Origin of the sequence: Rossellomorea sp. NPDC071047, from assembly GCF_050270195.1 — a bacterium.
In the GTDB taxonomy this organism is placed as follows: domain Bacteria; phylum Bacillota; class Bacilli; order Bacillales; family Bacillaceae_B; genus Rossellomorea.
In genome coordinates this window covers 451,657-463,639 of the sequence record NZ_JBNNJT010000003.1, presented here as the reverse complement: position 1 = coordinate 463,639, position 11,983 = coordinate 451,657, and the positions used below count along the sequence as shown (strand labels likewise).

The following is an 11,983-nucleotide window of genomic DNA, read 5'->3' as shown; positions in this document are numbered from 1 at the left end:
GACACTATCTCCCAGGAAATAATCCATTTCCTCAAATTATGAGATTTTTCTCAAAAAATATACAAATATAAATGGAAATTAACTGACATTAGTATATAATAGTAATAAAGTCTCATATATAAGAAGATTCTGATAAAAGAGGCTTTATTAATAAGGAAAAGGAAGGTGTTTTGATTGAAAGGTTTAGAAGTGCTTGTTACTCGAAGGACTGTGGCGATTTGTCCTGCTTATGATGGGATTCATCGGTCCATTATTTATGACTACTCGGGGAGAAAGACGTTCAGCAAAAAATCAGTAATGGAGATTTTGGACGAATCCTGTATGGCTTACCGGTCTACATATGACGGCAGAATCAAAGCCGTCCGTCATGCTACCAAGTATTTACGAAAGACACCTCTTATGATCTGCCCGCAAGAATTCATCTATGCGATACCCACGATGGCTCCAACCGACTATGATTGCATCTGGTTATTCTGCCAGCATATAGAGTCGACTTCCACTTCAGAAGGAAAAACATACATCCAGTTTACGAATGGCGAGCAATTGGAAATCAACTGTTCCGAAAAAGTGATCACCAAACAACGGGAACGGGCGGCGGCCACCATGAATCACTTCGCCAGCTTCCCATCCCGCAGAGCTTTAAGAAGGACCGAAAGCGAACTATATCTTCCAGGATTTCACCCAGGTATTCTTGATTCCTCAGACATACCAAATGATTCACAGATCGATTTTTGAGGGACGGACCTCTGAGTATAAAAAATGAAATCATTAAATAATGAAAAACAGGAGTAGGGTGAATATACCAACTCCTATTTGTCATTTCTTTTACCATTGCCCCTTTCTTGAAAACTTCTCCTCTTTTACCAAAAACATTATTGGTCTATTCTAAAATAAAATTTCATACAATCAAAAATACAATTGAAATTTAATTTCAAACGTGATTATAATAGAATTAATGAAAACGCATACAGATTTCTGGGAGGAATGACTTATGAAAGATCAATTTTTTGAATTATCAACAGAGAAGGTTAATCAGAATACGCTTGGAATCGATACAGCGAGTACAGGTGAAATTCTTCGCATGATGAATGAAGAAGATCAAAAGGTCGCTTCGGTTGTTCAAGAGGTGATTCCCCAAGTTGAAAAAGTAGTAGATGATGTTGTGAAATCCATCTCTCGAGGTGGGAGATTGATCTATATCGGTGCAGGCACGAGCGGCAGACTGGGAGTGCTGGACGCGGTGGAATGTCCTCCGACCTTCAGTGTGAGCAGTGATGTCGTGGTTGGATTGATTGCCGGCGGGGAGAAAGCATTCGTCAAAGCGGTTGAGGGAGCAGAGGACGATGAGGGGTTAGGCGTATCAGACCTGAAAGAAATCGGGCTGACAGAGGCGGACACGGTCGTCGGGATTGCAGCGAGCGGACGTACCCCGTATGTCATCGGTGGTCTAAGGTATGCAAGGGGACTCGGTGCGACAACGGTTGCTCTGTCTTGTAATACGGGCTCAAAGATTTCTGCTGAAGCAAAGCATGCGATTGAAGTAGACGCCGGACCGGAAGCATTGACCGGTTCCACCCGATTAAAAGCCGGAACTGCACAGAAAATGGTCCTTAATATGATTTCGACAGCAGCCATGATCAAGCTGGGTAAAGCATATGGGAATCTGATGGTCGATGTGAATATCAGTAATTACAAGCTTGAACAGCGGGCGATCGGAATCATCGAGAGTATCACAGGTGCGGATAGAGAAGCGGCAGCAGAAACCTTAAAGAAAGCAAACAACGAAGTGAAACCTTCCATTGTGATGATTTCACTTGGCTGTGGCTATGAAGAAGCGAAAAGCCGATTAGAAGACGCCAATGGTTATGTTCGGTTAGCCATTGAAAAATAGGCTATTTGTATGGGGGTACCTGTCCAGGACTCTTCATAGAAATAGAAGGGGAAAAGGAATATAAAGAAAACTTGAAAGGGGAAGGTGAATAATGACGAATAAAGAATTGGCTGGAGTTATTTTAGAGCAGTTTGGCGGGGCCGATAATATAGCAAGCTATGAAAATTGTATGACCAGACTGAGAGTGAAAGTATATAACGAAGATCTGGTCCAAAAGGCGAGCATCAAGAAGATCGAGGGAGTACTGGGATTTGTAGAAGACGAAACGTATCAGGTCATTTTAGGGCCTGGCAAAGTCAATAAAGTGACAGAAGAGTTCGGGAAGCTGGTTTCAGCAGGCTCAGGTGATGTTGATCTGAAAGCTCGTGCTGCGGAGCAAAAAGCTGATTTGAAGAAAAAGAACAGCACTCCATTTAAATTACTCCTAAGACGAGTGGCAAATATCTTCATTCCACTGATTCCTGCGTTGATTGCGTCAGGGTTAATCACAGGATTTACGAAGTTCTTCGTTCAAGCCCAATGGTTAAATGGAGAATCACAGCTTGTGATGATGCTGTCAATCATCGGAAGTGGATTATTCGGCTATCTTGGTATCCTTGTCGGAATGAATGCGGCGAAAGAATTTGGCGGCTCAGCGGCCCTAGGCGGGTTGGCCGGTATTTTAATCATCAACCCGGCCATTGGTGATGTGACGTTATTTGGTGAAAATCTGCTTCCAGGACGGGGCGGACTGATCGGGGTATTGATTGCGGCAATTTTCATGGCGTTTGTTGAGAAAAATGTACGCAAAGTTATTCCGCAGGCAGTGGACATTATTGTGACACCGACCATTGCGTTACTTGTAACGGGATTATTAACATACACGGTATTCATGCCGGTAGGTGGATTTATTTCAGATTTGATCACGAACGGACTCCTTTCACTGATTGAAATGGGTGGATTAGTAGCTGGGTTTGTACTTGGTGCCACCTTCCTTCCGCTTGTGGTAACCGGGTTGCATCAAGGATTGACACCGGTTCACTTGGAGCTGATCAACACCATCGGGGACGACCCGCTTCTTCCGATCCTTGCAATGGGTGGAGCAGGACAGGTCGGAGCAGCATTTGCCATCTTTATGAAAACAAAGAAGAAGAAGTTGAAGAGAGCGATCGGCGGAGCTCTTCCTGCAGGGATGCTTGGAATTGGTGAGCCGCTTATCTTCGGTGTGACGTTACCACTCGGCAGACCATTCCTGACGGCTTGTTTAGGTGCTGGATTCGGTGGAGCTTTCCAAGCGTACTTTGATGTCGCGACGTTTGCGATCGGGGTATCAGGATTGCCGCTGATTTTCCTTGTGAATGCAGGAGAAATTCTTTACTATACTATCGGACTTTTAATTGCCTATGTAGCCGGGTTTGCTATCACGTATCTGGTTGGCTTTAAAGACGAAATGGCGAGTGAGTTCGAATGATTGGAATCTCTGTTTATCTATCTGACGAAGGAGCTGAAGAGAGAATTCTTACCGCTTCTTCATCAGGTATCAAGCTGGCGTTTACCTCCCTTCACATTCCGGAAGAGTCGGCGTATAGCAGGGAGCATGTCAGTCACCTGTTATCCATTTTTAAAAGGGAAGGGTTCGAAGTGTTTGCCGATGTATCGAAGAAGACGACCGCTCTTTTAGGATTGAACCGTTTCGAAGAGTTAAAGGAATTGGGTGTGACGGCTCTTCGACTGGATGATGGATTTACTACAGAAGAGCTGGTGGAGTTATCACGCCATTTTCAGATAGCCATCAATGCCAGTACGGTTGGGGAGAGTGAGCTTCTAGAGTGGACCTCGAGTGGACTGGAAACAGGAAACATGATTGCTTGGCATAACTTCTACCCCAAGCCTGAGACCGGATTGGATCAGGATTACTTTATGAGGCAGCAAAGACTGTTTGGAGCTTTAGACATTCCGGTTTATGCCTTTATCCCGGGGGACGAGGGAAAAAGAGGACCGTTATACAAGGGTCTCCCAACTTTGGAGGATCACCGTGATCAAAACCCTTATACGAGTGCCATACAATTGAGGCATTTGGGTGTCCAAGGTGTATTTATAGGCGATCCCGAATGGTCACAGGAATTCCTTCGTAAGCTAGTGGATCATGATCAAGAAAATGTTATGGAGCTTTCGTATGACGGCCTCGATGAAATGGAGGGAGAATATCAACTCAGACCTGATCCAGGAAGAGATGTGTATCGATTACTGGATACAAGGACGAGTCAAGATGTTCCACCTATAAATACCGTAGAAAGACCACGTGGCACCATCACGCAGGACAATAATTTGTATGGACGCTACAAAGGGGAAATGCAAATCGTCCGAAATGATCTGGAGAAAAACCCTGCCGTGAACGTAGTAGGTAGAATTCGCGAGGAAGACCTTGATCTATTGGAATTACTGGAGCCCGGTCAAAAGATCCGGTTGATAAGAGGGACGGACCTCATTACGTGAAATACTTGTATGAAAATCTTCTAATGATTTGTTCATTAGGAGATTTTTTTGTTTCAAAACGATACATCTTCTATTCGACACGGTCCATACTAATTAGAAAACGCTTTGGTTAATCAAAGGAGGGACGACATTGAGGTTAGACAGAAAACACATGCTATTCATAACGGGACTGGCGGGTTTGATGGTTCTCCTTTGGGTGTTGTTCCCTCCTGTTATTTCAGGACGGGATATGGAAGAAAAAGGTCCATCTACAGGCATCGCCGCCCATTGGATCTTCTCGAAGGATTATATTCAATCCGGAACCATCACCGGGAAGGATCTGGTGATGAAAGACGTAAGCGGGAACAGCAATCATCTCCGGTTAATCAACCTGGAAGACTCCAATCAGAAACTTCCTTTCATCCGCTGGTCGGAGGAAGATTACGAACAAAAGGATGAGGTTCAGACCTTACAGTTTAATCACAAAAAAAGTGATGCTGGAGGTCAATATTTTCAAACGGGCAAGGATGCCCCTTTGAATCACGATCGCTTTAAAAACGGATATACCATCGAGGTTTTATTCAAGCTCCCGAAACAGTTCTCTCCGAAAGACCACGGTGGGATGGGCATCATGTCAAGGGGTGGGGAGCGCTCCAACTTATCAGTATCCGACTATAAACAAATTCACTGGACTAGTCATCCCTTGAATCTTCAACGCCCCGAAACAGAGTGGTCCCTTTCCCTTGATAGTGAAGAAGATTGGTATCATGTAGCGATCGTCAATGACGGGAAGGATACCAGCATCTATATAAATGGAGAAGCCGACTTCAGGCACTCCACTGCCGAAATGATCGGGATTGATACAGCAAAAGGAAAGGGATGGACGATCGGGGCATCAGAAAAAGCAGAAGCTTTGTTTGCTGGAAATTTACAGGAAATCCGCATCGCCAATCGATCTCTTCCAAAAGAAGACTGGCTGATCCAACATAGCCCCGGAGCCCACGTCAAAAATGGATCCAATCACTATCAATCATTACGAACGAAAAAGAAAAATTATTCCTTTGTTTTTGTCCCGGATCCACAAAAAACGGTGCGATATAAGCCAGAGATTTTCAAGGAACAAATGAGATGGATTTCAAAGAGATATGATAGGTTGAACATCGCTATGACTGCTTTCTTAGGAGACATGGTCGATCAAAGCGACTCGTTGGAGGAATGGGTCCACTCTTCTACAAGCGTCGGAATCCTCGACCAGAGAAAGGCACCGTATGTGACGACTGCCGGAAATCATGACTACGGTAAAGGAGATCCGTATCTTAAATATTATGGATCAGGGCGTTTTACGGACAAATCGTATTATAAAGATTCTTCCCCTACTGGATATAGTTCGTATTCCATCATTAAAGCGGGAAGTTATCATTATTTATTTCTTTCCCTCGACATGGAACATATGAAGGAGGATATTCCTTGGGCAAAAAAAGTTCTAAAGGCACATCCCAAAACACCGACTATCCTTATTTCTCATCAAATCCTCAACATAGAGGGAGTCACTCCCATAGAGACAGAAAGGGGGACATTGGCCTGGAATGAACTGGTCCATCCATTTAACCAGGTATTTATGACGGTCAATGGCCATCATCACGGCTCCACTCACAGAATGAAAGAAAATGCAGCAGGACATCCCGTTTTACAAATACTTGTCGACTACCAGTCAAGCTATCACGGGGGAAATGGCTGGATGAGGTTTGCAGAATTTGATGAAGAAGATGAGATGATTTCGTTTAAGACCTATTCCCCATGGGTGGATAAACTGCCGAGGCCGCAGAAATCGTATTTTGATGTGGCGTATTTAACGGGGGTGCGTGATCAATTCCAGATCCCGTTTGACTTTGAAGAGCGGTTTGATTTTGTCCGGTGATTCACAAAAAGGGGATGAATAACATTAATGTAAAATGTCAACTGAAAAAAGGCTGGACATAGATTCTTAGTTAAAGAAAAATCCGAACTATGAAGTGAAATTCTAAATAGAGTTTCGCATTAGTTCGGATTTTTTTACTATATAGTTTTCAATAAGAACTATTCTTCAAAATAGTAGGAGATTTTTTTTCTGGTTGTTGTTATAGCTGGTTTTCCAGGCCTGCTAATCCTTCTTCAGAAATAAAGGCCATTTTAATAATGAATATGGCTCTGTCCTATATGAAAAAGTTGTCGATAAGTATTCCTTCTTAATTAATAGACTATTCTGAAATTAATTCTATAATAGAAATATAGGAAATATCTGTTAACAAAAAATAAGGTAGGGGGAATGATTATGTCTGGATATTATATGAAAGAAATTTGGACACCATTAAAATTAGTAGGGGTAAAAATTTTTAGAACTGAAGAAAATCGGATATTTTTGAAATTTTTTAAAAAACCAAGAAAGCGTATTTTCTAGAGACCTAGTATGTTATTCAGGTTTCTTTAGTAAAACATATGCAACGTGCTATTACTCTTTAGATTAGTTGATACTTGAGATATTTCCAACCGTACATTATACAGTCAACCTTACCTAACTGTTTTTCATTCACTAACCTCACTATTTATACCAAATCTCGTATTTTAAATATCCCATTCTCCAATAAACCATTTTAAGAAGTTAATAGAACCAAATTTTCACGTCTAGAATTCACCTTTCCCAAATAATATAAGTTTGTAAACCAACATCTTGTTTGGCACTACATATAATTTTAATTTGAAGGGGATGGAATCATGAAGAAAATCAGTACCAGTTTATTTGTATTTCTATTGATCTTCTGTTTTAGTGTTTCACCTTCGCTTGCTGCGGGACCGTTTGATTACCCGACCATTAAGGAAGAAATTCACTCTCTCTCAAAGGAACAATCTTCAACGACACTTGATGACTCAACCTTCACTAGACTGAAAGAAAAGATGAAAGGATTAAAGGACTCAGATGAAATGAAATTAATGGGTGAGGTGTATGAACAAGAACCCAATGACTACCCTTACCAGGCTGATTATATCCGCCTAGACGACATCGTACTTGGCACCTTTTGGTGGGCTGAAGATTTAGATTTTTACAGATTAGATATCGATGAAACGAAAGATACGTATATTTACGGAACGACATGGACGACTCTCAATAATCTTGGGTATCTACTTTTTACCCCTGAAGGAGACCCGATTTATCCAGATGAAATGCTGGAAGATGGAAGTGATAAACTCCTGATTTACTACTCTCTCCCCCCGGGATCCTATTATCTTGCAGCCACTGATCTGAATATGTTCGGCGGGGACGGAGTGTATGGGCTAACCGCATTCACTGGGGAGGAAACCGTGGATAATGTGTATCGGATTTCTGGAAAAGACCGGCACGAAACCGCCATTGAAATCTCAAAGGTTGGTTGGCCTGACGGGGCCGAGACGGTTGTGTTAGCTAGAGACACCACATTCCCTGACGCTTTGGCTGGTGCCCCTTTCGCTTATCAAAAAGATGCTCCGATCCTATTGAATCCAAAGGAGAGTTTAAATGGCAAGGTGAAAGAACGTATAAATGAATTAGGAGCTAAGGAGGTTGTTATCCTAGGTGGAGAGGGTGCAATATCAGCCAAAGTTGCAAAGGACTTGAAGAATACCGGTTTGGATGTTCGTCGAATCGGGGGGGAAACAAGATATGAGACTGCGGCAAACATTGCAAAAGAATTAGGGTATTACAATCAGGCAGTCATTGCATACGGTGGCAATTTCCCGGATGCCTTATCCATCGCGCCTTATGCTGCCTCCAATGGAATACCGATTCTGTTAAGTCCTACTGATGAATTAGCGGATGAAACGAATGAAGCTCTGAAGTCTGTGACTGACACGATTATTGTCGGAGGAAAATCAGCCATTTCCGATAAGGTCCAAAAACAACTCGCTGAAACGAATCCTGTCCGGATTGCTGGCGCCAATCGTTATGAAACATCGGTCAACATCGCCACACAGTTGGAAATGCCGGGAGACATCATCACGGTTGCGACTGGTCAGAACTTTGCCGATGCACTGACAGGATCTGTACTTGCCGCTAAATACTACGAACCTATCATCCTTGTAGAAAAAAATAAGGTTCCCGACCCTGTACGAAAATATATTTCAGATAATGGAACGTGGTACTACACTGTACTTGGGGGAGAAGGAGCCGTTTCTGAAAAAGTGGTAGAGGAGCTAGGTGGTTTGTAGGTTTTATCAGAAAGACCAATGATCACTCCTTAAGTGGTCATTGGTCTTATTTTATCTTTCAACCCTTTCGGAATTCTTCAACTGCATAAAATACCAAAAGACTATCATGCTGTCCCTCTTTTTCTGTTATAGTAATATCAACGAATATTTCGACAATAACCGGAATGAAGGGACTGCCATTTGATGACTAGGGCTTCTACCATGCTAATAGAATTTCTTGAAAATCATTCGGACGAATTTTTACAAAATTGGCGTAAGAGTATCGTCATTTCTGATAATGATCTATACAAAGAAGAAGTGTTGAACAATGGGGTGAAAATGTTTCAACTAGTGAAACGTGCGATCGAAACGCCCCTCAGTGAAGAGGAAATTACCTATCTTGCCTATAAGACCGCCCTGGAACGGGTAAACGCAAACGTGAATATAAGTGAATTTGTCTATAATGTGAATGTCGGGAAAAGTATCATTATCAAGTGGGTGAGTAATTCCGGAATCGAACTCCGGGAATTGCAGCCCATCATTGAAGAAATCAACGCGCTCTTCGATCGATTCTCTTACTTAGCCGTCAGAAAATATACGGAAATTAAAGAGCAGCAGCTCCAGGAAAAGGAGTTGTATATCGATCAAACCCATAAAGAACGACTGACGATCCTGGGCCAGATGAGCTCAAGCTTCGTTCATGAATTCAGGAACCCCCTCACGTCGATCATCGGATTTACCAAGCTCTTGCAAAACGGTTACCCTGACTTACCTTACCTCGATATTATGCAGCATGAGCTGGAGCAATTGAATTACCGAATCTCTCAATTCCTCCATGTGTCGAGAAAGGATTTGATCGAGAGTACAAGGGAAGAGATCATCCTTACCAATCATCTGGAAGAGACCATCGAATTTCTTTATCCAAGCCTTCTGGATGGTGATGTATCCATCGACTTTCAGTGCGATGCTTCTATTAAGGTGTTGGGAAACAGGGATGAGCTTAGACAGGTTTTCCTCAACCTCATTATGAACTCCATTGACGCCCTTCAGGAAGTGGAGGGACAACGTCAAATCACGGTTTCATGCGAAGAAGAGGCTGGGAAGACCAAACTTCAAATCTCCAATAATGGCCCGCGAATCAAAGAAGAAACCATCGAAGCCATTTTCGAACCTTTTTACACGACAAAAGACCTCGGAACGGGAATCGGTCTTTATATTTGTAAAAAGCTGATTGAAAAGCATGACGGGGAAATCCGCTGTCAGTCGAACGATGAGTGGACGACGTTTACGATCGGGATACCTGTGGAATCGAATATAGTTATATGATCTTATACCAGTTAACGGTGCCAGGCGCAAAAGACTGTTTTTGTGCCTGGCACCGTTTTTGTATTAGAGTCAAAAAAACGACCTGGCAGAACAAAGTCCCGCCAGATCAGCTCTAAATTCCATTCTTACTTACTCCACACCCACCGCATCATAAGCCGCTTCAACAGCCTTAACCTCTGCAGAAGACTCACCATTTCGGTCAGGATACAGGTCTCTTGCAGCCTGTACAGCCGCTTGTCTCATTTCGCTGAATCCTGAAGTAGCTGTCAAATAAAGAGTCAATGCACGGTAGTAGATTTTCTCTGCCTTCGCTTTGCCAACTCCCGTCACAGTTACACCGTGGTGTGTTCCACCATCGGTTAACAGGAAAGCAGCTTTATTGTTGATCGAGCTGTTGATATGAACGCCGCCTTTATCCAGTTCCCCTAAATAGCGATCGTCATAGTGATCAGGGTAGTAGCCTGACTCCGTATATCCACCGATGTATACAGAAGCGGGATCCTTCATATCACGAAGGCCGTCACCTGGTGTGTTCGGCGTCCAAATATCTTCTCCGAGCAGCCACAGGTCGTCGCCTGTTTTGTTTTCAACGAATGCACCCAGGATATCTGCGATTGATTCGTTGATCGCACCTGATTCATTTTCATATATGAGGTCGGCTGTTTTATCGATGACGCCGTGAGTCATTTCATGTCCGATGACATCCAGTCCGCCGGAAAGGGAGATCATGCTTTCACCGTCGCCATCACCGTACAGCATTTGCTTCCCGTTCCAGGCAGCGTTGTTCCATTTTTCTCCGATGTGAACCGTGGAAACAAGCTTCATCCCATTGTTATCCAGGGAATTGCGCTGAAATTTAGTCTTATAGTAGTCGTACACTTTCCCGGCATTCACATGGGCAGTAACGGCAGCAGGGTCATAGAAGAAGTTTCTTGGACTTGTTACTTCAAACCCTGTCAGGCCAAATAAAGCTGAAAGGAGGATGAATGTAGTCGGTGGCATCTGATTCGCTTTAAATGTGTGAACACCTTTGGCGCGAGTTCCGTCGAATAGATAATGGGATCCATTCGACAGATCCTTTACAGCATTGAACGTATGAAGGTTTCCGAAGATGTCCATCCCTCTCGCTTGAGCCGGTTCTGAGACAGGAGGAAGTGCTTTCGCTGATGCTTTAACAAAACTTGTTGCTGTAGCTGTCGGGCTCGCTTTAAAGTCTTTTGTTGCTTCTTGAATTTTATTGAAGTGATTGATGACTTCGCCGGTGGTCGCATCCACAAAGTAGTGGAAATAGCCGGGAACCGGTACGGATGTCGATGCTTTTACTAAATAAGATAGAACATATTTTCCTTTATGGGGATAGATGATCAATTCCGACTCGATTCCATCATAGGCATCGACATTGCCGATTTCACCATCTATGCTTGCCTTCACTGTTGACAATGCTTCTTCTTTAGAGATGGTTGCTTCTGTCGGAACTGCCGACTTTGATAGATTTTTAGTAATTTTCCCGAAGAACGCTTTCACATCATTGTTTGAATCAAGGGCGATTGTTTGTTCTGAACCGTATACAGGGACCCCGTTCAACTGTTGCACTGTTCTAAAATGATAAGAACCTGTTTGTTTGTCGGCTTCTTGTTGGATGATCTTGAATTGATCCTTCACCGCATCAAGGGATACGATGGTTTTCGCTTGTGGATTGACGACCTTCGCTTGTAGGAATTGATACAGAACATCTTCTTTCGATAATCCTTCAGGGGCATCCCACGCCTCTACTATGTAGGAAGGACTGCTCTTCACTTGATCATTCGCAAGCACCTTGTAGCCAGGTGCTGCAAGACTTCCAAATGCAATGGAGGTCGCAATCAACACTGGCAGTGCTCTCTTCTTCATCTTCTTTTGTTTCAAACCAATCACCTCTCCGAAAAAGTAATGTAGAACACCCCTAATTATTCAGAATAATCAAATCTTGGTCAATTGGGTTAATGGGATTGGCTATATAGAGGGATTCTTAGATGGAATCTGACATTCTTACTGAAAAAACGACCCCGGTTCGACAATAAAATGACCCGATTTACAATCCTCGCAGGCTCTTATACGATTAGTACCAATGAAGCA

The 11,983-nt window shown here is 43.1% G+C and carries 9 protein-coding genes; 8 read left to right on the top strand and 1 reads right to left on the bottom strand.

Features of this window, described 5'->3' with window-relative positions:
* The first annotated feature begins 174 nt into the window (after positions 1-174).
* The 8 genes from ACQKFO_RS14180 to ACQKFO_RS14145 all read left to right on the top strand — a co-directional run bounded on the left by ACQKFO_RS14180 (position 175) and on the right by ACQKFO_RS14145 (position 9,868).
* The gene (locus ACQKFO_RS14180) at positions 175-735 is read left to right on the top strand and encodes a competence protein ComK (RefSeq protein ID WP_427599456.1); all 561 of its coding nucleotides are present in this window, start codon (positions 175-177) and stop codon (positions 733-735) included.
* Between the two features lie 256 nt (positions 736-991).
* Positions 992-1,891: an N-acetylmuramic acid 6-phosphate etherase gene (gene murQ / locus ACQKFO_RS14175; protein WP_427599455.1), complete on the top strand. Its 900-nt coding sequence runs from the start codon at positions 992-994 to the stop codon at positions 1,889-1,891.
* 91 nt (positions 1,892-1,982) lie between these two features.
* Positions 1,983-3,341 carry a PTS transporter subunit EIIC gene (locus ACQKFO_RS14170; RefSeq protein ID WP_427599454.1) on the top strand — a complete coding sequence of 453 codons (1,359 nt, stop codon included), beginning with the start codon at positions 1,983-1,985 and terminating at the stop codon, positions 3,339-3,341.
* The gene (locus ACQKFO_RS14165; protein ID WP_427599453.1) at positions 3,338-4,366 is read left to right on the top strand and encodes a MupG family TIM beta-alpha barrel fold protein; all 1,029 of its coding nucleotides are present in this window, start codon (positions 3,338-3,340) and stop codon (positions 4,364-4,366) included. Before ACQKFO_RS14170 ends, ACQKFO_RS14165 begins: the two co-directional genes overlap by 4 nt.
* 130 nt (positions 4,367-4,496) lie before the next feature.
* Positions 4,497-6,263 carry a LamG-like jellyroll fold domain-containing protein gene (locus ACQKFO_RS14160; RefSeq protein WP_427599451.1) on the top strand — a complete coding sequence of 589 codons (1,767 nt, stop codon included), beginning with the start codon at positions 4,497-4,499 and terminating at the stop codon, positions 6,261-6,263.
* Between the two features lie 393 nt (positions 6,264-6,656).
* On the top strand, positions 6,657-6,782 hold the full coding sequence (locus ACQKFO_RS14155; protein ID WP_427599450.1) for a hypothetical protein: 126 nt from the start codon (positions 6,657-6,659) through the stop codon (positions 6,780-6,782).
* Between the two features lie 314 nt (positions 6,783-7,096).
* Positions 7,097-8,563 carry a cell wall-binding repeat-containing protein gene (locus ACQKFO_RS14150; protein ID WP_427599448.1) on the top strand — a complete coding sequence of 489 codons (1,467 nt, stop codon included), beginning with the start codon at positions 7,097-7,099 and terminating at the stop codon, positions 8,561-8,563.
* Between the two features lie 201 nt (positions 8,564-8,764).
* Positions 8,765-9,868 (top strand): histidine kinase N-terminal domain-containing protein, encoded by a 1,104-nt coding sequence (locus ACQKFO_RS14145; protein ID WP_427599446.1) that lies wholly within the window; start codon positions 8,765-8,767, stop codon positions 9,866-9,868.
* A 129-nt stretch (positions 9,869-9,997) separates the two neighbouring features.
* Here the strand turns inward: ACQKFO_RS14145 and ACQKFO_RS14140 are convergent, their stop codons facing one another.
* On the bottom strand, positions 9,998-11,758 hold the full coding sequence (locus ACQKFO_RS14140) for a M4 family metallopeptidase (RefSeq protein ID WP_427599527.1): 1,761 nt from the start codon (positions 11,756-11,758) through the stop codon (positions 9,998-10,000).
* Positions 11,759-11,983 lie beyond the last annotated feature (225 nt).

Bases quoted from the DNA above. Each gene is read 5' to 3' on its own strand.
- ACQKFO_RS14155 (WP_427599450.1), top strand. From the start codon at position 6,657: ATGTCTGGATATTATATGAAAGAAATTTGGACACCATTAAAATTAGTA.
- ACQKFO_RS14165 (WP_427599453.1), top strand. From the start codon at position 3,338: ATGATTGGAATCTCTGTTTATCTATCTGACGAAGGAGCTGAAGAGAGA.
- murQ (WP_427599455.1), top strand. From the start codon at position 992: ATGAAAGATCAATTTTTTGAATTATCAACAGAGAAGGTTAATCAGAAT.
- ACQKFO_RS14150 (WP_427599448.1), top strand. From the start codon at position 7,097: ATGAAGAAAATCAGTACCAGTTTATTTGTATTTCTATTGATCTTCTGT.
- ACQKFO_RS14170 (WP_427599454.1), top strand. From the start codon at position 1,983: ATGACGAATAAAGAATTGGCTGGAGTTATTTTAGAGCAGTTTGGCGGG.
- ACQKFO_RS14140 (WP_427599527.1), bottom strand. From the start codon at position 11,758: ATGAAGAAGAGAGCACTGCCAGTGTTGATTGCGACCTCCATTGCATTT.
- ACQKFO_RS14145 (WP_427599446.1), top strand. From the start codon at position 8,765: ATGCTAATAGAATTTCTTGAAAATCATTCGGACGAATTTTTACAAAAT.